The sequence below is a fragment of the Anabaena sp. FACHB-595 genome (assembly GCF_048568275.1).
In the GTDB taxonomy this organism is placed as follows: Bacteria; Cyanobacteriota; Cyanobacteriia; order Cyanobacteriales; family Nostocaceae; genus Trichormus.
In genome coordinates, this window is record NZ_CP183473.1 from 6,057,301 (window position 1) to 6,079,483 (window position 22,183).

15 protein-coding genes and 1 tRNA gene are annotated in these 22,183 nt (G+C 41.9%); 5 read left to right on the forward strand and 11 right to left on the reverse strand.

The annotated features are described in order from the left end of the window. Positions 1–64 precede the first annotated feature (64 nt). The 6 genes from rdgB to ACN222_RS25430 all read right to left on the reverse strand — a co-directional run bounded on the left by rdgB (position 65) and on the right by ACN222_RS25430 (position 6,320). Entirely contained in the window at positions 65–655 is a 591-nt protein-coding gene (rdgB, locus tag ACN222_RS25405; RefSeq protein WP_010999214.1) for an RdgB/HAM1 family non-canonical purine NTP pyrophosphatase, read from the reverse strand. A gap of 75 nt (positions 656–730) precedes the next feature. Continuing rightward, positions 731–2,167 carry a phosphoglucomutase/phosphomannomutase family protein gene (locus tag ACN222_RS25410; RefSeq protein WP_010999215.1) on the reverse strand — a complete coding sequence of 479 codons (1,437 nt, stop codon included), beginning with the start codon at positions 2,165–2,167 and terminating at the stop codon, positions 731–733. 254 nt (positions 2,168–2,421) lie between these two features. After that, positions 2,422–2,910 (reverse strand): hypothetical protein, encoded by a 489-nt coding sequence (locus tag ACN222_RS25415; RefSeq protein ID WP_010999216.1) that lies wholly within the window; start codon positions 2,908–2,910, stop codon positions 2,422–2,424. 5 nt (positions 2,911–2,915) lie between these two features. Then, complete coding sequence (locus ACN222_RS25420; protein ID WP_044522477.1) at positions 2,916–4,067, reverse strand: ParM/StbA family protein; 1,152 nt, start codon at positions 4,065–4,067, stop codon at positions 2,916–2,918. A gap of 221 nt (positions 4,068–4,288) precedes the next feature. After that, positions 4,289–4,906, reverse strand: a complete 618-nt coding sequence (locus ACN222_RS25425) for a DedA family protein (RefSeq protein WP_010999219.1) — start codon at positions 4,904–4,906, stop codon at positions 4,289–4,291. A gap of 337 nt (positions 4,907–5,243) precedes the next feature. Then, positions 5,244–6,320, reverse strand: a complete 1,077-nt coding sequence (locus tag ACN222_RS25430) for a Gfo/Idh/MocA family protein (protein ID WP_044522479.1) — start codon at positions 6,318–6,320, stop codon at positions 5,244–5,246. 610 nt (positions 6,321–6,930) lie between these two features. Here ACN222_RS25430 and queC point away from each other — a divergent pair. Then, positions 6,931–7,620, forward strand: coding sequence for a 7-cyano-7-deazaguanine synthase QueC (queC, locus tag ACN222_RS25435; RefSeq protein ID WP_010999221.1), 690 nt, complete (start codon positions 6,931–6,933; stop codon positions 7,618–7,620). Between the two features lie 95 nt (positions 7,621–7,715). Here the strand turns inward: queC and ACN222_RS25440 are convergent, their stop codons facing one another. Together ACN222_RS25440 and ACN222_RS25445 are read right to left on the reverse strand one after the other, a co-directional pair. Beyond that, a complete protein-coding gene (locus tag ACN222_RS25440) occupies positions 7,716–9,059 on the reverse strand; it encodes a hemolysin family protein (protein ID WP_190449720.1) in 1,344 nt (447 codons plus the stop codon). Positions 9,060–9,202: 143 nt separating this feature from the next. After that, positions 9,203–9,904, reverse strand: coding sequence for a hypothetical protein (locus tag ACN222_RS25445; RefSeq protein ID WP_010999223.1), 702 nt, complete (start codon positions 9,902–9,904; stop codon positions 9,203–9,205). Between the two features lie 204 nt (positions 9,905–10,108). On the opposite strand from ACN222_RS25445, the gene ACN222_RS25450 reads away from it, so the two are divergent. Then, positions 10,109–10,181, forward strand: a tRNA-Ile gene (locus ACN222_RS25450). Between the two features lie 74 nt (positions 10,182–10,255). Here ACN222_RS25450 and ACN222_RS25455 read toward each other — a convergent pair. Beyond that, positions 10,256–10,690, reverse strand: coding sequence for a hypothetical protein (locus ACN222_RS25455; RefSeq protein ID WP_010999224.1), 435 nt, complete (start codon positions 10,688–10,690; stop codon positions 10,256–10,258). Between the two features lie 101 nt (positions 10,691–10,791). Here ACN222_RS25455 and pyrE point away from each other — a divergent pair, with 101 nt between their 5' ends. Beyond that, positions 10,792–11,412, forward strand: coding sequence for an orotate phosphoribosyltransferase (gene pyrE / locus ACN222_RS25460; RefSeq protein ID WP_419756879.1), 621 nt, complete (start codon positions 10,792–10,794; stop codon positions 11,410–11,412). A gap of 29 nt (positions 11,413–11,441) precedes the next feature. On the opposite strand, the gene ACN222_RS25465 is transcribed toward pyrE, so the two are convergent. Then, positions 11,442–17,162, reverse strand: coding sequence for an alpha-2-macroglobulin family protein (locus ACN222_RS25465; RefSeq protein ID WP_010999226.1), 5,721 nt, complete (start codon positions 17,160–17,162; stop codon positions 11,442–11,444). 280 nt (positions 17,163–17,442) lie between these two features. Here ACN222_RS25465 and pbpC point away from each other — a divergent pair, with 280 nt between their 5' ends. Beyond that, positions 17,443–19,734 (forward strand): penicillin-binding protein 1C, encoded by a 2,292-nt coding sequence (gene pbpC / locus ACN222_RS25470; protein WP_010999227.1) that lies wholly within the window; start codon positions 17,443–17,445, stop codon positions 19,732–19,734. 15 nt (positions 19,735–19,749) lie between these two features. Here the strand turns inward: pbpC and ACN222_RS25475 are convergent, their stop codons facing one another. Then, the gene (locus ACN222_RS25475; RefSeq protein WP_010999228.1) at positions 19,750–20,472 is read right to left on the reverse strand and encodes a TIGR04283 family arsenosugar biosynthesis glycosyltransferase; all 723 of its coding nucleotides are present in this window, start codon (positions 20,470–20,472) and stop codon (positions 19,750–19,752) included. Positions 20,473–20,847: 375 nt separating this feature from the next. On the opposite strand from ACN222_RS25475, the gene ACN222_RS25480 reads away from it, so the two are divergent. After that, on the forward strand, positions 20,848–22,083 hold the full coding sequence (locus ACN222_RS25480) for an LL-diaminopimelate aminotransferase (protein ID WP_010999229.1): 1,236 nt from the start codon (positions 20,848–20,850) through the stop codon (positions 22,081–22,083). The last annotated feature ends 100 nt before the right edge of the window (positions 22,084–22,183 follow it).

Below are 22,183 nucleotides of genomic sequence, written 5' to 3' on the forward strand. Positions count from 1 at the left end.
GTAATCACAAACATTTCCTATTCGATGATTTTAGACTTACCACCCCACTATGGTAAGTCTATTTTTATTCAGCACTTGAACTCAGCATAGCTGCCATTTTAGGAAGTAAAGCCGCAAAAGCTTTACCGCGATGACTGACAGATTTTTTCAGTTCTGGTGTCATCTCCGCAAAGGTTAATTGCTTTTCGGGAACGTAAAAAATTGGGTCATATCCGAAACCACCGCTACCAAGGGGTGCATGGAGAATTTCGCCACGACAAATACCTTCTGCTTGCAGGGCGATCGCTCCATCAGGAGAGGCGATCGCTACTACACAGACAAATTGTGCTTGTCGGTTAACTTCACTACCTAATTCCTTCAGTAACCGAGAAATTCTTTCCCCATCAGTTTTACCATAACGAGCAGAATACACCCCCGGAAGACCATTGAGGGCATCCACTTGTAAACCAGAGTCATCAGCGATCGCCCAGTTCCCTGTAGCTTTAGCAACCTCTGAGGCTTTGAGACAAGCATTAGAAGCAAAGGTATCACCTGTCTCTTCCACTTCTAATTCTGTCGGCTTCAGAGTTAATTCCCAATCGGTGTTGGCGAGGTAAGCCTGCATTTCCCGCAGCTTACCTGCATTACTTGTAGCTACTATGAGGATTTTAGTCATTAGTCAACGGTCAACAGTTAACAGTCAACAGTCAACAGTCAAAACACCTTTGAACTATTGACTATTAACTAAATTTTACTCTGCCCAGTGTTTTGCCCAAGCAAGAGTTTGATGAACTTGTTTCAGGGTAGAGGCTTCGCAGTAAAGGCGTAATACTGGTTCTGTGCCACTAAAGCGAATCATTAACCAGCTATTATCTACCAGGCGGTATTTGTAGCCGTCGATGGTGTTGCAATCAATTACTGCTTTACCTGCAATTTCAGTTAAGGGTTGGCTTTGTAGTTGTTGTAAAAGACGCGCTCTTACGTCCATGCTAGCTAAGGGTAAATCGATGCGATCGTAAGCAGAGGAAAAGCCTGTTTGCTCTTGCAACTGACGATAATAATCTCCTAAATCTAACCCAGATTCAACGATCGCCTCTAAGACATACAAGGCTGATAGTAAAGCGTCCCGTTCTGGTATGTGGCTACCGTAACCAATTCCCCCCGATTCTTCACCACCTAACAGCACTGGTGCAGCTAACATTCTGTCAGCAATATATTTATAACCAACGGCTGTTTCAAATATTGATAAGTTATGTAGGGCGGCTACCTTAGGAATTAAATCAGAACCACTCACAGTTTTGACGATTTCCCCTGTAAAGTTGCGTCTTTGAGTCAAGTGGTCAATGAGGATGGGGATTAAAATTTGGGAACTCAAAAAGTTAGCATTTCCATCTACAGCAGCGATGCGATCGCAGTCACCATCAAAAACTAACCCTACAGATAAACTAGATGGATTTGTTTCTCGGTGGTTGCGGATAGTCTCAAATAACAGGGAAAGGTATTTGGGCAAGGGTTCCGGCGCGCCACCACCAAATAAAGGATCGCGATCGCTATTTATTTCCTGTACCCGTTCGCCCAATAATCGCCCCAAGCCTGTTGCTGCTGCGCCGTGCATCACATCAGCAAACACCGTCAGTTCACCAGAGGCGATCGCTTTGCGAATTTTGGCAATATCAACTTTGCCTTCTAAACCCTGGGTATAACTAGGCCAAGGGTCAAATTTTTCTAACTTACCAGGAGTAGCGGCGGGTGGTACTCCTGTTGATAATAATGCTTCTACATCTTTTGTGACTTCTGGCGATACCGAACCACCAAAATAACCTTTAACTTTTAATCCTAAATAAGCTCCTGGATTATGACTAGCTGTAATAACTAGCGCCCCCAAAGCATTGAGTTGTTTTGCAGCCCAACTAAATGCAGGAGTTGGCGCATAGCCTTCACTGAGCAAAACATCAAATCCGACAGCAGTGACCGCATCGGCCACAGCACGGGCAAAATCTTCTGCCATAAATCGGCGATCGTAACCGACTATAATTGTTCGGCTGCCTACTGTCGAGTAATAAGTATCATATAATACTTTTGCTGCAACTGGCGCAACTAAAGCTAGGCGTTCAAAGGTAAACTCGTCACCAATCACACCCCGCCAGCCGTCTGTACCAAATTTGATAGAGCTAGCTATAACTGGCATTAGATTATCCTCCGTCTACACCTGAGGATTCTAGCATTTGTACAGTCACTCAAGTAACAAAAGAGGCAGACCATATGGTGCAGAATGCAGGGAGCAATTGCGGATGAGTACAGATGTATTTAGAGATGTTGCACTGCAACGTCTTTAATCTTATATTCGTATCAATATAGACATAAATATTAATAATCCTTAATAGAATACTATTAAGGATTGATAGCCATAGTTTATAAATGGCTGACAATTATGTTTTTCCGTTAAAAATCATCTAGATATTGACTTAAGCGACTAATAACGGGGTCAACTTCTTCTGTTGACTCAACAGCATAATTAGCAGGGTTTACGACATCTGCTGCTGGTACTGATTGGGGCGGAGAGTAAACCACAGGTCGCTCTGTCACCACAATTGCGAGGTGCGCCAGTTGTTGCGTCAACTGCAAAATCTGGCGCTCAAGTGATTCCAAGCGATTAGATTCCTTGGCAAAAAAACGTTCCTCAAGGTCAGCTAGTTGACGTTGCAGTTCATCGATTTTTTGTTCAACCGGCTCTGTTGTAGTTGTTCTGAGAGCTGGTTTTACAGATTCCGGTACGCATAGAGCTTGCCACAAAGCTTCTTTGCAGAGGTCGCTAAAGGTCTTTTCCGGTTGTTTTTCTAGATAGTTTTCTACAACCGCTAATAAGCTTTCATCAGCGACTTCTGGGTTGAACGTAACCGATTTAACTACTTTTTTTGACCATTGGAACATTCGTTTTAAGCCCTAGCAGCACGATTGGAGGATAATTGGGCCTCTCCATAAATATACTGCCCCAAGGCGTTCGCTTGTCTAGAAGGAGCAGCTAAGTGGGCGCTAATCTGGGCATCCTTAAGTAGACGTTGTACATCTTCCCAGAAAAATTCGCCACCACCACCAGTGATAATCACATCGGTGACACGTTCTGGCAACCAAGCCAACACACGACTGCAAATTTCTCGTGAAAATTGCTCTATCAAGTTGGGCAGAGAATCATCTAGATTTGTTGGTTTACTAGCACCTTTAGGACGATAAAAGCGTTCGCCTTTGGGTTTGTTGACAGCAGAAATTAAGGCCAAAGACTGACTATCTGCACCATCAATTTCGGCAGCTACTAATTCATAGAACTTGTTCATGCCAAAATCTTCACTCTTAGAAGCACCGCGTGCAAAGCGGAAATTATCTACCATCAATAAATCAATAGTTTGATGCCCAATATCAACAATTGCTGTGGAGATTTTTGTAAAATCGGGGCTAGCACCACCTTTTTTAGGTTGAGCTTCCGACCAGAGAAGACTACCATAGCCTTCTGGCATTACCCAAACCTTGGTGATATTCAAAGATACAGATTCACCTCGAAAATTGAGAACATGAGGCCCGGTGACTTGGCTAGTTAACTGTGCTTTTTCCCTTTCAAATTGCTCCAACGAGAGAAAAGGTAGACCAAGTACAACAGAAATTTCATCTTTGAGTTTGAAGTAGCCAGCACTAGCCAGTACCTTAATTAGTGCATCTTCTACTTTAGATTGACCGACTCCCAAATTAGCCCCAAAGTCTGCTGCTAATTGACCAACGGCATAGCCTTTGCCTTGATATTCCAACCACAAATCCATTAACGGGTCAGTAGCACGGGCTTCAAAAACGCCCCCGCGTACTTGTTCTATTGACATTTGCTTGACGTTGGCGGGTACGAACACAACGTTATTGGGTTCGCGTCCGACACAGGTTTTTGTGGAAGTTCTGCCTAAGTCAACACTGAGAATCGATTTGCTCGAACCATTATTTGGCTTGTTGTTGGCTGGAGCGGCATTGATTGGGGTAGATGCTGACACTCTGTTTAAAGGGATGGCAGCAGCATTCATTGGAGTAGCGGCGGAAGGTTGGTCTGTCATAAAATTCCTCGTGCTTACTTACCTGTAAAAAGTTATCATGCCCGTCGTACAAACATGGGGGATACCAGAATTTCTGAGTTTCGTCAAGTGTAGCTATAAATACGCCAAATTTTAAAATTTTAGTAAAATTTAGGCGATCGCTTCTTCAGCATTATTTGGCATAGTGTAGGCGAATTTTTACCAGATGTAACCCCCAGTTGTAAACAAAAAAGAACTTTGCTTCAAATTCTGGTGTTTCTAAGCTTACGTTTGACTGCCCAGAGTACAAACACCAGAAATAAAGCCCCTAGTACAATTTTGGATACAGGGGCAAGGTACTTATCCACAAGTTCATACTGACTACCTAAAAGATACCCTGAGTATGTTAACAAACCAACCCAGGCGGCGCTACCTAAAGTTGTATAAAATAGAAAAGGTAGCAAGGGCATATTACTGACCCCTGCCGGTACGGAAATTAAAGTCCGAACTCCCGGAATCAGACGACCCATGAAAACCGCCTTGTTACCTTGAGAGTCAAACCAGCGCTTTGCTTTGGTTATATCTTTGCTAGATACACTAATCCACTTGCCATATTTATCTGCTAAATATCGTAAACGCTGTTCACCCAAAAACTTCCCTGGATAATACCAGATAAGTGCGCCAATTGTAGAACCTAAAAGTCCAGCAATAAACACACCTATGATGTTCAGTCTTGAGCCTGGCAAGTTGGCTGTGTAACCGGCCAATGGCATGATTAATTCTGAAGGAATTGGCGGAAACAGGTTCTCTACAAACATTAAAAGACCAATTCCCCAATAACCCAGAGATTCAATAATATTTTTTATCCAGTCGGATGACATCTTTTGGGACTGTTGTATTATTTTAGTTGCTAAGTTTAACTCTAGTTTTAGTAAAACTTAACAATTTTCCCTTCTTCAAGGTAACAAATTAGGGTCTGGATAGTAAGAGTCTAGCACCAGATGTAGGCTTTTTCGCATGGGTAAAAACGGCTAACGGTTACTTACTCAATATGTAAGATTAATAACCATGAGCCAAGCATTATAGCCGTCTGACAATTGAAATTCTAATTTTTTAGCTGCGTCAACAGTATGATTTTATGGCTTAGGCTGATATGCACTGAAAAAGCAGAGGGGTGAAGACCTAGACTAAGTATTCGCCTCTGCTCCCTTACTTCATTTATATGCTTTGAGTCAGTGATTGTACCCTTGATTCTGATTGCCAGTCTAACGGGTTCCATACCCGCTCTTCTAAAGCCATTTGCTCAATTAAACTTGCTAATCTGAGGGCTTTAAGAGCTTGTTCACCACCCACAGAAGGTTGATTCCCACCGTGTACACAGTTGACAAAATGCTCAAGCTCTGCACTCAAGGGTTGAACGTTAGTAGTATAAACTTTCTCAATTAAACCATCTTGCCTGTAATGGCGATGGTCATTTACTGAGCTAGCAGCAGTTTGACGGTGTATCAAAATTTCGTTTTTGAGAAAATCTGCTTCAGTGAAAGAGTTTTTACAATGGGCAACTATGCGACGGATTTTTCGATGAGTCACTTTGCTGGCAGTTAGAGTTGCAACGATCCCATTAGCAAACCCTAGAGTTGCAGTCACATAATCCAAATAGCCAGAGTCTAAGGCGCGAGTTCCACTGGCAGTTAATTTTGTTACTGGTGAAGCAGCCAATTCTAGCAGTAAATCAATATCATGGATCATTAAATCCAGCACGACTGAAACATCATTGGCGCGGTCTGAGTAAGGACTCATGCGGTGAGCTTCTAGTGCGAGAACTTCTTCAGTTTTCATCACTTTGCTCAGTTCTCTAAAAGCTGGGTTGAAGCGCTCAATATGCCCAACTTGGAGGATACATTGAGACTCGGCGGCAGCATTGACAAGTGATTCTGCTTCAGAAATACTAGCAGCGATCGGCTTTTCAATTAAAACGTGAATTCCCGCTAACAAACAGTTGATGCCTACAGCATAGTGTAAGCGAGTGGGAACAGCTATGCACACAGCTTCCACATGGGGAAGCAGGTCACAGTAATCTTCGAAAAACCGCACTTTGTATTTACTAGCGGTTTCTAGGCCTCGTTCGACGTTGATGTCGGAAACACCAACTAGTTCAACATCTTTCATTGAACTGAGTACACGGGTGTGATGTTGTCCCATGTTACCTACGCCGATTACGCCTACGCGTATCGGTCGTGGCTGGTTGCGCTGTGTATGTGAATTTGGTTCTGCCACTGACATGCTATTTTGCACTATTGTTCTCTCCTCAACCACCAAACTTAGAGACGCTATGGCCTTTGGCTTTTATACTAAACAGCCAGTACAGCCAGTTATGATCCGTCTAAAACCATCCAGATGGTAACATAGAGGCCTTGTTTATGAAGAATTTCAAAGTTTGTAATCAGTTCCCGTAATCTAGATGTCTTTTGTTGGGACATTTCTAGATTTCTGGTTTGCGTGTGCTTTTCAAAGCACAGCTTATGTATTTTTATTTACGCATAATCACCCATGTATACTCTAAGTAGTTATCTTCTCAATCTTTTTAGGTAGTCTAGTAGTTTGATGAGTAATTAATAATTTCATTGTTAGTAAAATCACTAATTAATATAAATAATACACGGAGATGAACAAATAAAAAAATATTTATGGAAAATTGTCTGAACGAATTTACTCAGATAATTTTTGCATAATAATTGTCATTATTTGCAGATTTATTCTTCTATTTTTATGGAGATAGGGAAATGGAGAGTAAGGAGTGAAGACAATATATTTTTGAAACTTGGTTGTGGGCTTTTACCCATAGTTGTCTGGCTATTGCTAGCAGGGTGATCGAGTAATTAACTATCCAAAATTTGGAACTTAAATGAAAGCTGTCATTTTATTATCTGGGGGATTAGACTCTTCCACAATTTTGTACCAAGCAAAAGCCGATGGTTGTGAATGTTATTCTATTTCTTTTGATTACCAGCAGCGACATCGACGAGAGCTGCACTCAGCTTTTTTGGTGGCGCAGACCGCAGGAATAGTACAACATCAAGTTATCAATTTTGACCTCCGGCTTTGGGGTGGTTCAGCATTAACCGATGACAATATCGATTTACCGCAAGAACGTTCCCTAGATGCCATGTCACAAAATATTCCTGTTACCTACGTACCAGCACGAAATACAATTTTTTTAAGTTTTGCTTTGGCTTATGCTGAAGCGATCGCCGCACAGCGAGTTTATATAGGAGTCAATGCCCTAGATTATTCAGGATATCCTGACTGTCGTCCTGACTATATCGAGGCGATGCAGGAAGTTTTCCGTCTGGGAACCAAACAAGGACGGGAGGGTCAACCCATTAACATTGTTGCTCCCTTGATTAATTTGAAAAAAACCGAAATTATTCAACTAGGCAATCAATTAGGCGTTCCCTGGAACTTAACTTGGTCATGTTATGCGGGTGGTGATGTTGCTTGCGGTGTCTGTGATTCTTGCCGCTTACGCCTAGCAGCTTTCGCAGAGTTAGGGTTAGAAGATCCGCTTCCTTATGCTTACTTGAAAGGGGTGTAGGGGTTTAAGGGTATAAGGGTGTAGGGAAAAGATATTTTTCTGGTTTGGCGGTGAAACTTGTTTTATTGGGACTGTCTCATAAAAGTCTCTGATCCCTAACCCAAGCGCCGCAGTTGAATCTGATGCAGCCTCGGCCCATCAACGGAGACTATTGTAAATTCGATGTTGTCGTAGCAGAAAATTTCGCCTTTTATGGGCATTTTTTGCAATTGATAAAGTAAGAAGCCAGCTAGGGTCTGATATTGTCTTGTTAAGGGTAAATTCAGGTGCAAGACTTCGTTCAGGTCTTCTAAGTTAACCTGGGCTTGCACTAAAAATGTTTCCTGGTCTAACATCTGAATCAGCAAGTCTTCACTGCTTGAGGTTTCGCCAGCGTTGCCGATAATTTCCGCAATGACATCTTGGATGGTCACTAGTCCTACAGTACCGCCAAATTCATCTACTACTATGACCATTGCAGGCTTTTCTTGCTGCATCATAGGTAATAGTTCGCTGAGGGGGGTATGTTCCGGTACAAACCGCACTGGACGCATCCAAGGTTGAATTTGGGTTTCTAGAGATAACTTACCGATCGCCAAGGGGTTAGCTAAATCTCTAAAATAAACAATACCGCGAATGTCATCTAAGGATTCGCCAATCACGGGGTAACGTGAATGTCCGGTGGCTGTCATTTGTTGGAGCAAGTTTTGGAAGTTAGCATCTTTAGATAGAGCAATAATGCCATTGCGGGGAATCATCACATCTTGTGCTGTGACATCACCAAACTCAAAGATGTTATTAAGCAGTTCCCTCTCTGCCATCTCCAAACCAGTAGATTCTCTCTCTGTAGAGATAATTAACTGTAATTCTTCTGGTGTTACTGGTGGTCGCCAGCTTTGACCTGTATATTCAACGCCAAATAGCCGCAGCAGATAACTAGTGGATTGGTTGAGAATCCAGATAAAGGGACGGAAAAAACGCACGATCGCTTTTATAGCAGGCCCCAAAAAACGCGCTAGCTGTTCTGAGTACAGCATGGCGACTGATTTTGGACACAGTTCACCTAACACAATCTGTAGATAGGCGATCAAGAAAAAGGCAATGGGAATTGACAGAGAATGAGCAACAAAATGATTCACATTGGCGGGTAATGGCCAGGATTTTATCCACCAACGCATGACTACAGCAATGGAACTTTCGCCAATCCAACCCACGGCTAAACTAGAGAGGGTGATACCTAATTGGGTTGTTGATAACACTCGATCAATGTTGCGCTGTAGTGACTCAACTGCGATCGCCTGAATATCCCCAGATTGAACTAACTGATGAATGCGCGATCGCCTAACAGTTACGATGGAAAACTCGGCTGTGACAAAAAAAGCATTAATCACAATCAGCAGCAGTACTGATAGCAACCGCAGCCCCACATCTGTCAAACTCAAATTAGAAAATTCATTCACCGCCAAAGTTTTTGCAAAATTTATGATGTTGGGGATTGGCTATTGGGGATTGGGTATTGGGTATTGGTTACTGGGTACTGGGGATTGGGGATGGAATTTATCCCCTGCTTCCCCTGCTTCCCCTGCTTCCTAGTCCCCAGTCCCTACTTATCTACAGGAATATTTGTGACTTCTAGCTTCAGTTTTTGATCGGGATAATCTGTAAGAGCAAGAGATACTTTTTTAACATCATCAAGTAAAGCCGTAGGGATGCTGATTGTACCAGTAAACGCCGGGCCGTTGGCAGGTAAATCTGCTGGCAAACCTTCTGTACTAGCACTGAGAGTTCTACCCTTGTCGTCGGTGACATCTAAAAAGCTATACAAAAAGCGGACAGAATCAGCGCCTTTGTTCTGCATTTTTACTTTTAGTAGTAAATCACCACCAGAGTAACGAGCAGATTGTACCGCTAAAGATACGCCTTGATTCTCGGCACTAACGGGAAAACCTGGTTGGAGTTTTTCCGTTACGACTTCTGGGGGTTTTTCTTCTGGTTTCTGCTTCTTGCCGTTGATATCCTCTTCGTCTTCATCCAGTTTTTCGGATTTAGCAACTTTAGATTTACCTTCGATACGGGACTTAACAATTTTTAATATTTCTTCTTCTTTTAAAAAGGTCGTGGCACCTGCTTGGGAGTTATTTGCTTTACTGCTAGCAAACTTGCTAGTGGGGCGGCCATCTGGGGTAGTTACGCCTTTGAGGGCGGAACTACCCAAGTCAAATCCCAAAAATGCGCTCACAGAGCCTGCTCCTAACATTAGGAATAACAAAATCAAAGTAAGAAGTACAGTAGAATTTATTCTCATTGCTGACAAGCGATTGCAGAAGAATGCTGGTCTATATTAGCTGGTCTATGTTAAGAGTGTTGAAGCTGTCTGCCTCAATCCTTAACATAACTCAATTAATCATAGTTCCCACTATTCCATAATTAAATGATGTAGTATAAAAATCTAATAAATTATCTTAGAAGGTACACAAGCTTTACACTCTAAGATACAATTGTAAACTAACCAGGGTTGGCCGAGCGGTTGAGGCAGCGAACTCATAATTCGCCCAAGGCAGGTTCAACTCCTGCACCCTGGATTTTTCAAAATTCAATAGTCAAAGGTCAAGAGGTTTGACTTTTGACTATCAGTTATGAACTTTGGCGAGTTATATTAACGAGGTAGTGCTGTTTCAAACCGGAATTCCGTCCCCATCCTCAACTTGTTGGCATTCATTTGCGGGGACATGAGTAAGGATGTACCGTAGGGGTTAGGTAAATCTGGTGTCCGCAGATAGGGATCATTCATGGATTGTTGAACGAGAACATCTCTGTAGAGAGTGTTAACTAATTCGGCATCACGGGCAATTTCATTTTCTGGGAAGGAATTGCGAAAACCAGAACCAGAACCCAAAAATGCGTCTAACTGCCGTTTGGGGGTGCTGTTTTCGTAGAAGTTGCGATCGTGGCGAAAGTAAGCTCGCTCAAATACATCATTTGTGCTTTCATAATTGGGGGTTGCTGTTTCGGCAGTCGCCACAGCAGGAAAAGCTATAGCCGTAGCTAATAGCACTAAAAAACCACTGAGGGGTCTAAGTTTTATACCCATCTTTTTTACTCCTCAATTTTTGGGCAAATCTTCATTTATGCTTAATTTCAGAACTCCCATGAGTTCAACCTTTGGTGTAGCACAACTTTTACTGTTTTGTAATGACGTATTCTACTGAAAGCCTTGCCCAGTCAGATATTTGGCCAGCCACTGCTGATGTATCTACTCTGCGGCGAAAACTGCTGGATTTACTTTGTCAACTTGCTTATAAAGAGGGTGATTTCGTTCTCTCGTCTGGACAGCCTAGCTCATACTATATAAATGGCAAACAAGTGACATTGCATCCCCAAGGTGCTTTGGCAATTGGTCGCATTCTTTTATCACTGTTACCTTCAGATACTCAAGCGGTAGCTGGTTTAACATTAGGGGCTGATCCAATTGTGACAGCTGTGAGTGTGGTTTCTGCGTATGAAAATCGACCAATACCAGCTTTGATTATTCGCAAAGAAGCTAAAGGTCATGGGACTAAGGCTTATATTGAAGGCCCCAATTTACCAGAGGGTGCAAAGGTGGTGGTTTTGGAAGATGTGGTGACGACTGGACAATCCGTCATGAAAGCTGTTGACCGACTGAGGGCTGCTGGTTATGTTGTTGATGAGGTCATTTCATTAGTGGATAGACAGCAAGGGGGGGCTGAATTTTATCAGTCGGTTGGTTTGAAGTTTGAGGCGGTGTTTACAATTATGGATCTTCAACAAAGGTATCAGGAATTAGGTAATTAGCGGAGGTATGGAGGAATGGCGCGCCTGATTTACCTTCCTTTCTCCTCCACTATTAGTTTCATTTCCGCAGTGCGTCCAAATTCTTCTGGTGCATATTGCAGATGAACTTCCGCACCAGGCCAGGAAAAAGTCCCAGGAGTAACAGAACGTACCAAATAATGGAGGCTGTAGACTCCTGGTTCTAGATGGTCGGCATAGGCGATAATGCGATCGCTATAAATATTCCTAAAACCCAGTTCCCAGCTATCGGCTTTTGCTTGTAATGCGGCGGTGGTAGTTTGGAAACTCGCGTCAACGGCTTCTAAACCTGCTGGTAAGGGGTCTTTAATTACTAGATGATCTACAGGGCGATCAACGATGATTTCTAAACCAATATCAAACACTTGTCCGAGGGCTAAAGTCAAGGGTTGATCGAGGGCGTAAATTCCTGTTTTTCGTAAAATTCTCTTTGCATTTACTTGACTTATTTCTCGTGTTATGCGTAAGCCGTTGAAGCGTCCTGGTTGATTTCCTTGCAGGCGATAGTTATAAGCAACCAAGTAGTGTAGAGTTCCATTACCTGATTTTTGTAGCGTTAAATCATGACGGCCACGGGGTAATTGATTCATCGGTACACTTAACTGGAGGCTGGGATTTTTATAGCCTGTAAAGCGATTTTCTCCTAACTTTCTCCCGGCTAACTGCACTGTGGCAACAAAATTAGGTGGCGTGGGTTGTAGTTGACCATATTCTACTAATGCTGTTAGTGCTTGGGCATTATTATAGTCAGTTTGCCATGTACCATCCCGGCGTAGTGCCAGCAGACTTTGGAGTAATTTATCTATGATTTCCGGTTTACTTTGTTTGGCGATAAATAAGCGTAAAGCTTGCGCTTGTGCTGTGGTTGGTGAACTCATCCATCCCCAACTAGGTGGTAAACTAACAACTGCTGTGCGTCCAGTTTCAGATATGTTTTGTTGCAGCTTGTTTACTAATTGCTGAGATTCATCTTGCCATTCTGGAAATTGAGATAAGTATCGCGCTAGTTTAATTTGAGTGACTAAATCAAAGTTGTTACGTTGTTCATAAATATCTGTTAGGAAGGTGTTGCGTTTATCTCCCAGTTCTGATAACGCTATTAAAGCATTAAGTTGTAGTTGCCTTTTGCATAGTTGCTGTTTGCAAAAATCATATTCTCCGGGGTTGGCGAGAACTTTTTGCAAATAGGTTTTGAGGCGAGATAGCATTCCCGTATCAACTAAATTGGGGAAGACTTGACTGGCTTTCACTAAGGATTCAACAGAATAAGCAGAAACCCAAGGGTCTGATTTTTCTTGTCCAGGGAAAGCCGCAAAACCACCATCAGAGATTTGTAGTTTTTGCAATTTTTCGACTGCTAAATTTGCCTGTTGTCTAGAGTTAAATTCAGCAAATGTTTGACCATATTTTTGGGCAATAGTTTGCAGATTAGTCGCAATGATTAATTGACTTGCAGATGGTTCTGTGAATGGCAAATCATTATCTGTTAATACTTGTTTTGCTGGTGCTTTAATTTCGGGAATCAAAGTACTCGCCAACTGAATATCTAAACCGCCAGCTTCGGGAAAGGTATTTTTATCAACATTTAAGGGAATCTTGATTTGTTTTTGGCTGACACCAGTCTCAACTATTTGTTCAGTAATTTCCAATGGCTTGACTTGCAAAGGTAATTCAAAAGCATCGGCTGTACCATTTAGTTGAGTGGTGAAGCGAACTTTACCAACTCCCACACTATCCGCCACCATTGGGAAGCGATAGGCTTGAGTTGCAGATTCAGCTTGGGTTTGCAACGTAGTAGTTGTCGGATTTTTACTGTTAAACTTCACAGCCCCGCTAATTTCACCGTTAATTGAGAGATTTCCTGTATTTCCGGTGTTATTAGTTACGGATAAACCAGCGAGGATGCGATCGCCTGGACGGACAAATTGTGGCAAGATGGCATTACTTAGTAGTGGTTTGGTGGTGATAAATGTCGCGTCTCCATTGCCAAAACGCAGGTTTCCATCTGTAGCCACAGCCATCACACGCCAAGTAGTCAAATCATCTGGTAATTTGACGGTTATCTGTGCATTACCGCTAGCATCGGTCAGAACAGAACCGTTGTAGTAAGCTAAGGGTTGAAAGTCGGTGCGGGTGCGAGTATTTGCTGCACCTGTGGAGAAGCCACCACCGTAACCCCAGCCTTTAGGTTTTGCGACATCTTGCGGTTGTAATATCACATCTGGACGGTTATCAGTAAAGCGGGTAGATATTGGCTGTTCTGCATAAACAGTATCTACTAAATTCGGCGGACGATAACCAGAAAGTTGCAGTACCGCCTCATTTACCACCATGACTGTTAACTGTCCTTTGGTGGGATTACCTTGATTGTCCTTCACTTCCAGTTGGATTGTTTCCTCTGCACCAGGTTCTAGTGATGCTTGTGCTGGCTTAACTTGCAGTTTTAAATATTTATCTTCCAGGTTAACTTTAAAAGGAGTAAAGCCAATTTTTACCAAGTTATCTAAACTTCCTACTTCCACTTGGTTAATAGGTTTACCTTGTCTAACTAACACAGCTTCAACGGCTGCATTTGGTAGCATTTCTGGCGTAACCCGAAACTGAATTTGTGGTGCGCTACCCTGTACTTTGGTAATTTGTTGATAAATGGGTTTATCTTTAATCACTGCAAAGTATAATTCTGCATCTGCATAGGGAGATTGAATTAAGGCGGTAGCAGTTTCACCAGCTTTATACTCTTTTTTATCTAACTTAACTTCTAAAACATCTTTATCTCGCGTACCCCAAAAGACTGCATTTCCTCCAGTTACCCAAATTTGTGAATCTGTAGCACCTAATTCATTTTTGGCATCACTAAAATTAACTCTAATTCGATATGTACCAGATTCAGGTGGGGTTAAATTTACCGATTGCGGATTACTAGTAGATGTAATTTCTGTTTGGGCGACTGTTTTATATTCAACTTGATTTTTTGGCGTTTGGCTACCTTCTACCAATTGAGTGACGCTGCTGTATTTTATCTGTTGCAATTCCAGTCGGACTCGTTGACCTGTGATTAGTTTTCCAGTAGGGTCAGCAATAATCACTTCAATGGGAAAAGCCTTACCTGCATCAGCAATAAAATTACTTTTTAAACCGATTAAACGATTACTTGGTAAAGCTGTAAAACTTTGAGAATTGGCTACAGAAAGATTAGAGACATCAGCAACTTGTACATCTACTCGATAAGTCATAGGATATGGTAAATCTTTAGCCACATTTACCATTTGGCTACTTTTATCATTACCATCTAACTGAGAATTACTTTGCAATACATCACTAGATATAGTGGGGGCTTCTTCCGGCCAAAACCATTGGCGACCAAAAGTAAACTCTTCCCAACCTTTAGGGATAAAATTAGCTTGTTGACGAGTAATAAAATATTTCGCTTCTCCACCTTCTACAGGCGCACCAAATAAATAATTGCTTGTAGCATTAATATCAACATCATCGCCAATATAAGCAAACTCTTTATCTAGCTTGACTTCGACTTTAAAATTAGGTGGTTTGAACTCAGCCACCCGAAATTCTCCAGAAATTTCCAGACCATTCTTGCCTTTAGCTTGAATTGTGTAGTAGCCTAAGCCTTGAGTTTTATTGATGGGCATTTCTAAAGAAAATGTCCCAAACTCATTTGTAGTTTGTGTCCCTAAACTGGTCTTTTGTCCATCAGGATTTACCAACGTTATTTGGTAGTCAGCGTTTTTATCTTGCTGTATGACACCATTTTGTAAGTAATCAGCAAAACCAGTAAACCAAGCTTTTTCTCCTGATTGATACAACTGTCTATCTGAAAAAATTACTCCCCTTGATTCCGGTTTATTCCCTTGCCAACCTGCATCAATACCATATCCATAAACACCGCTATATTCTTCAGTTCTAGTAAATGCCCAATCTTCCTTTTCACTGGCAATTACTAATAATTCTGGTGATTTAATAGAATTTTGACTACCAGCAGTGCATTGCTGTAATGCTTCACGATTAACTCTAAAAGTCCCATTTTCATCGGTTTTACCTGTCGCACAAGGTACAGGTTCAGGGCGAGATTTTGCTTGCAATTTTGATTGATAAATTTCTATAACAGCCGCTTTTACTGGCGCACCATCTGTTAAATGATTCACCCGAATTAATCCCGATTCAGGAAACCATTGACTAAATACACCCAAATTAGTCAATTCCACCAAACCATAAGTCGTAGGTTCTCGCCACAACTCTTTACCATTTTCCTGATATTTATTAGTACGGGCTTGGACTCCATAAGCTAACATTCCCGTCTTAGCGTTGATTTTTTCTCGCAAAGGTACAGTTACATCAACTGACTGATTTTTCTTACCTGATACCTGGAAGCTTTTCCATTCAGCAGGTTTTGGTAATAAATCATTACCGTAGTTAAAATAAACCAAATCTGTTGGTTTAACTACTCGATAAGCAGCCTGATATTTAGATTCTGGTAAATTTACAGTACTAATATTTAACCGTAAATCTTTACCTGCGGGAAAAATATTCAAGTCTGAGGGAACCCAGATATCCCCTGCTAAATCTCCAGTATCATATTTAAGTGAAACAGGTTTACCTAAAGTCTGTCCAAACTTATCTTGGAGATTTTCGCCGATAGTAATTGTATAAGTCTTAGCTGGTTCTAAGGCATAAGGATTAATCCCGATAATTCTATCTTCATCATTAACTTGTAAAAGTCGAGAAATATCTTTTGGTGCTGGGTTAATTTTAATATTGGTTTTAGCTGATTCAGCCACCAATATATTATTAAATTCTAACTGCGGACTACCTTTAATAAATCTTCCATAAGTTCCCCCTGCATCTGGTTGTCCATAAAAGTTAATTTTTTGAAAAGCCAAAGGCGAATAAGTTGACAACTTACTAACAAATTCTCTATCTGTAACTAGGTTGCCATAAGCAGGACGTATTCCCGGAGAGAATACTAAACGGTAACGAGTAGCTGTTTTCAGATTTTTTTGAGGTCTGAGATTATAAATCCAATTACGTGCTGAAGGGTCAAATTTCTTGAGAGGTTCTTCCTTATCTAGAGGTTTTTCTTCCTTGTTTAAGGTTACTTGGAAACGCAAACCCTCATTTTTACCTTCTGGGATTAGCTGTAAATGTTCTTGTACAGAAGCTAAATCTAGTTCTACATTAGATGTAAATTGTAACTTTGGCTGTAAATCAATAGGTTCAGCATCAGCTTTCTCAATCGGATTCACACCGGGTAAATTTGTTAAATTGATAGATTGAGTATTAAAAGTCCAAGATAAATCTTTGTCTAAACGATGATTTTTTAAATCTGCTAAACCTGCTTTGAGAGTAACTTGTAATCTTGTGGCTATTGGCAATGCTTTATCAGCTTGAAAACCTACCATGCGCGGTGTCAAAAAACGAAATTGTCCCGGTAATGGCGGCCAAAGGGCAAACTTTTGTAATAACTGCTGTTGTTCTGGACTGTCTAGACTTTCAACTGGTATTAAAGCCTCTTTAAAACGAATACGGATTTGGTTCAGAGGTTGGGCTTCTCCGATGGGACTAATTTGTTCAATCCAGTCCGGTAATTTTGGCGGTGTGAGTGGGGAAACTGCTGGTAATGGTTCCCTACCTGAGTTGATACCAAAAAAATTACATCCCCCTATTCCTAACACCAACGTTAGAACAATAAAACACCGTATACAGACTCTAATAATCATATTTTTATAAATTTAAGATTAAAAATTACAGCAACTAGTCTCATCCCATCTCTCTTAAAATCTGCGCCCCTCCGCGCCAACCCCCACACTCCTTTGGATTTAAAAATCAAAATTTATTTACATAGATAACCAATCAAAAGCAGTAATTCCAAAAAACAACTACAATTCTTAACTATGAATTATTTTTAATTTTATTATTAAGGAATAGACATACTTACTGATGTAGATATCATCGCCACGGCAAAATTAAAGTAAATTCTCTTAAACAGGGTACTCCCTGATGCAATTCATATCTCTATCGCTTACCAGAATGCGGCACACTAGTAAGGTGATCATAGCTGTGCTGCTAATATGCTTATTAATCCGCTTGATACCTTATTTTGCGCCGATTCGTGCTGTAGATATTGCCCAAAATCAACTAGCAATGCAATTTAGCGATCGCAATGGGCTACCATTAGGAACAATACTCACCCGTGACCAAGAGCATACATCAGTAGTACCACTAAATCAGATTTCGCCCCAATTTATCCAAGCTATTTTAGCCGCCGAAGATGGTAGTTTTTATCATCATGGGGCTTTGGACTTGAAAGCAATTGTCCGCGCCATCAAAGAAGCTATCCACGCCAAAAAAATTGTTTCCGGCGCTTCCACGATTACCATGCAGTTAGCGCGGATGTTAGAACCAGTACCCCGCAACCTGTCAGGGAAAATGCAGGAGATTTGGTTAGCGTGGCGGTTAGCAGCCGGGATGAACAAGAATGAAATCCTCTCTGCATACATCAATCGCTTGCCCATGGGAGGGAATATATATGGTGTAGAAGCAGCAGCCCGTACTTATTTTTCCATCCCAGCCAGTGAATTAAATCTTGCCCAAGCTAGTTTGTTAGCTGCCATTCCTAATAACCCCACCTACTTTAACCCTTACGAACATTGGGAACGACTGAAGCAACGACAAAAATACGTCCTCAATCGTATGGTACAAGAAGGGTATGTGAGCAAAGACACAGCATATCGCACATCCTCAGAAAAAGTTGTGTTTCAGTCCAACCAGCGAGGAATTATCGCCGCACCACACTTTTTATTTTGGTTAGCTAATCAAATTCCCCCCACTCCTGCTGACACAAATCAATCAGTTATCCACACAACTATCAATCGTCCTTTGCAGCAATTTGTCGAAGCACAAGTACAGCAGGTAATTTCTACTCTTTCCGCCAATAACGTTCATGATGCAGCCGCACTAGTAATTGACAACCACACAGGGGAAGTTTTAGCTTACGTCGGTTCACCGGATTACTTTAATCAAGCCCAACTGGGACGCAATGACGGAGTGCAAGCCCTACGTCAACCAGGTTCTACCCTGAAGCCATTTGTCTATGAATTAGCATTAGAAAAGCGGTTAATTCGCCCAAATACTATTTTGGCAGATGTCCCGACCCATTACGCCATCCCCGGCGCACAACTCTACAGCCCAACGGATTATACCGAAAACTTTCTTGGGCCTGTGCGGGTACGCATCGCCTTAGCCAATTCCCTCAATATACCAGCCGTACGCGTCTTGGAAAAAGTGAGTGTACCAACTTTCCTAGAACGTCTACATCAACTGGGATTTGTCCATCTAAAACAAACCCCAGAATACTATGGCTTAGGTTTAACCCTGGGTAGTGGTGAAGTTAGCCTCTGGGAACTAGCCCAAGCCTACCTGACTATAGCAAGACAAGGACAACCCGCCCCCCTCATTACCACCCTTCCCCAGTCTCCAGTCCCCCATCATACCCAACCCCCAAACCCCACCATCTGGCAATTAATCACCAACATCCTCAGCGACAGCCATGCTCGTGCTACAGCCTTCGGTGTAGATTCAGTATTAAACTTACCATTCCCCGTGGCTGTGAAAACCGGTACATCTTCCAACTATCGTGACACTTGGACAGTCGGCTTTACCACTGATTACACCGTCGCTACCTGGGTAGGTAACTTTAACGGTGAACCCATGCGTCAAGTTTCCGGGGTGACAGGCGCAGCACCCTTGTGGAATCGGATTATGTTACATCTGCACGAATATCAAGAACCAGCCAGTTTTCTCACTCCAGCAGGTTTATTGCAACTACCAATCTGTGCAGTTTCTGGGTTACGTCCCACACCAGACTGTACTTCAGTGGTGCAAGAATATTTCTATCCCGAAGATAAAACTAGCTACGAAAGGGACACTCAGTTTACATTACCACCAGAGTATAACGAGTGGTTAGCCACGCAACAGCGATCGCAGTTTACCTCTAGCAGCCTGAGAATTTTATCTCCTCATGAAGGCGATGTATTCTTAGTGTATCCAGGTGAAGAAACACAACAAAAATTAGAATTTAAGTTAATAGGAAATAACTCTACACCTATAGAGTGGTGGCTCAACGGTGAAAAATTGAACACCCAGTCAGCTAATTCCTTATTTTGGTCGCTGCGTCCTGGTAACTGGACTTTAGAGGCGAGAAGCGGTGAAATGAGCGATAAGGTAAAATTCCAGGTGAAACGGGCAAGTATTAAACCGACACGTAGGGGTTTCTCGATTGGTAATTCTTAACTGTGAAAGAAATTTCTAAAGCCTACCCCCTATTCTGAAAAATTTCCCCTGACGATACCAGCTATGTAGTTGTGCTGGTGCTACACCAAGTAAATAAGCAATAATCACGACTTGATTAATCAGCGTAGTTTGAAAAACTCCCCTCTGTAACCATCTCCGTCCAGAGGTTATTACTGCTACACCCAAAACAGTAATTTTCCCAATGTGCTTTAAACGTCTCATGAGTTCAAAGTCTTCCATTATGGGCAATTCAGAAAAACCACCAACTTTCTCAAATACCGCCTTTGTCATAAAAATTGCCTGATCTCCATAGGGCATTTGGAAAAAATGCGATCGCCAATACACCCCTTTTTCTACCCAGCGCAAACCTGCCAAGTCTGCATCTATCCGCAACGCAAAGGCGCCAGCCACCACCCCAGGCTGTTGTAACGCGGCGCGAATCATTTCATCAAAACCAACAGGTAAACGCGTATCTGCATGGAGAAACAACAAAATTTCACCAGCAGCCAGCGCCGCACCGGTGTTCATTTGCACCGCCCGACCAGGAGACGAGGAGATAACTTTTACACCTAAAGATTGAGCGATCGCCACTGTATCATCTTGTGAGCCGCCATCAACAACAATGACTTCTATATTTACACTAGGTTGAGTGGTGGCAATAGTTTGTTGAATATTACCCACCTCATTTAATGTCGGGATAATAATAGAAATTTTAATATTTTTCAAATTTTGCTCCATGATTACCTGTACTAAATTCCTTACCCAGAATTATTCATGTCACATTACCAACTTAAACAAATAATATTAAATCTTTTAGATCTGATATCAGTTGATAAATTATTCCAACCAAGATTAGCAACAGTTATAAGTCGAGTTTTATATATATTTAGTTATAAAAAACAGCCTTAAAAAGATATAATTTTACATTAAATAATTCTACTCTAGAAATGTATGTACAGTTTTATATGAGGTTGCACATAATATAAAATTCATTGATTTATCCGCGTCTATCTGCGTGCATCTGCGTTCAATTATTATCGACATAGGATTCTATACAGCTTCATATTAATTTGGTATAAGCTATTTTAGCTAGGCAATTTTTTCATCTCTACTATGGCAACTATTAACGACAACTACCTCAAACTGAAAGCAGGCTACCTATTTCCCGAAATTGCGCGGCGGGTAAATGCCTTTGCCGAAGCCAACCCTGATGCTAAGATTATTCGCTTAGGTATTGGTGATGTCACCGAACCATTGCCAGCAGCTTGCCGATCTGCCATGATTCAAGCAGTGGAAGAAATGGGCGATCGCTCTTCTTTTAAAGGTTACGGCCCAGAACAAGGTTATGCTTGGTTACGGGAGAAAATTGCCACCCAAGATTTTCAAGCGCGGGGTGCAGATGTAGACGCTGCCGAAATCTTCATTTCCGACGGCTCTAAGTGCGATACAGGCAACATTCTCGATATTTTTGGTGATAATAACATCATTGCTGTTACCGACCCAGTTTATCCTGTGTATGTAGACACTAATGTCATGGCGGGACATACTGGCGCGGCTAATGAGAAAGGTGAGTTTGAGGGTTTAGTTTATTTACCTGTCACCGCAGAAAATAACTTCACCGCAGAAATTCCTTCCCAAAAAGTAGACTTAATTTATCTCTGCTTCCCCAATAACCCCACAGGTGCAACCGCCACCAAAGAACATCTCCAAGCGTGGGTAGACTATGCCAAAGCACATAACTCAATTATCTTCTTTGATGCTGCCTACGAATCTTATATCACAGACCCATCCCTACCCCATTCTATCTACGAAATTGAAGGAGCCAGAGAAGTAGCGATCGAGTTTCGTTCCTTCTCCAAGAATGCAGGCTTCACAGGTACTCGTTGCGCCTTAACCGTCGTACCCAAAACCCTAAAAGCCAAAGCCGCCGATGGTTCCGATGTGGAACTGTGGAAACTATGGAACCGTCGCCAGTCTACCAAGTTCAATGGTGTATCTTACATAGTGCAACGGGGAGCCGAAGCTGTCTACTCCGAAGCCGGACAAGCCCAAGTTAAAGCACTGGTTAGCTTCTACTTAGATAATGCCAAAATCATCCGCGAAAAACTTACAGCCGCAGGCTTATCAGTATATGGTGGTGTAAATGCACCTTACGTTTGGGTAAAAACACCCAATGGTCTTTCCAGTTGGGATTTCTTCGATCAGCTATTGCAAACCGTCAACGTAGTCGGAACACCTGGTTCTGGTTTCGGTGCAGCTGGTGAAGGCTACTTCCGTGTTTCCGCATTTAACAGCAGGGAGAATGTGGAGGAGGCAATGAAGCGAATTACTGAGAAGTTTAAACTCTAAGAAATCAAGGTGGGTAATGCCCACCCATCTCTTAAAATTTTAGAATTAAGGACTGCCACATTCTTTTTTCAAATTGGTACTATTTTGATTTGGTTAGAGT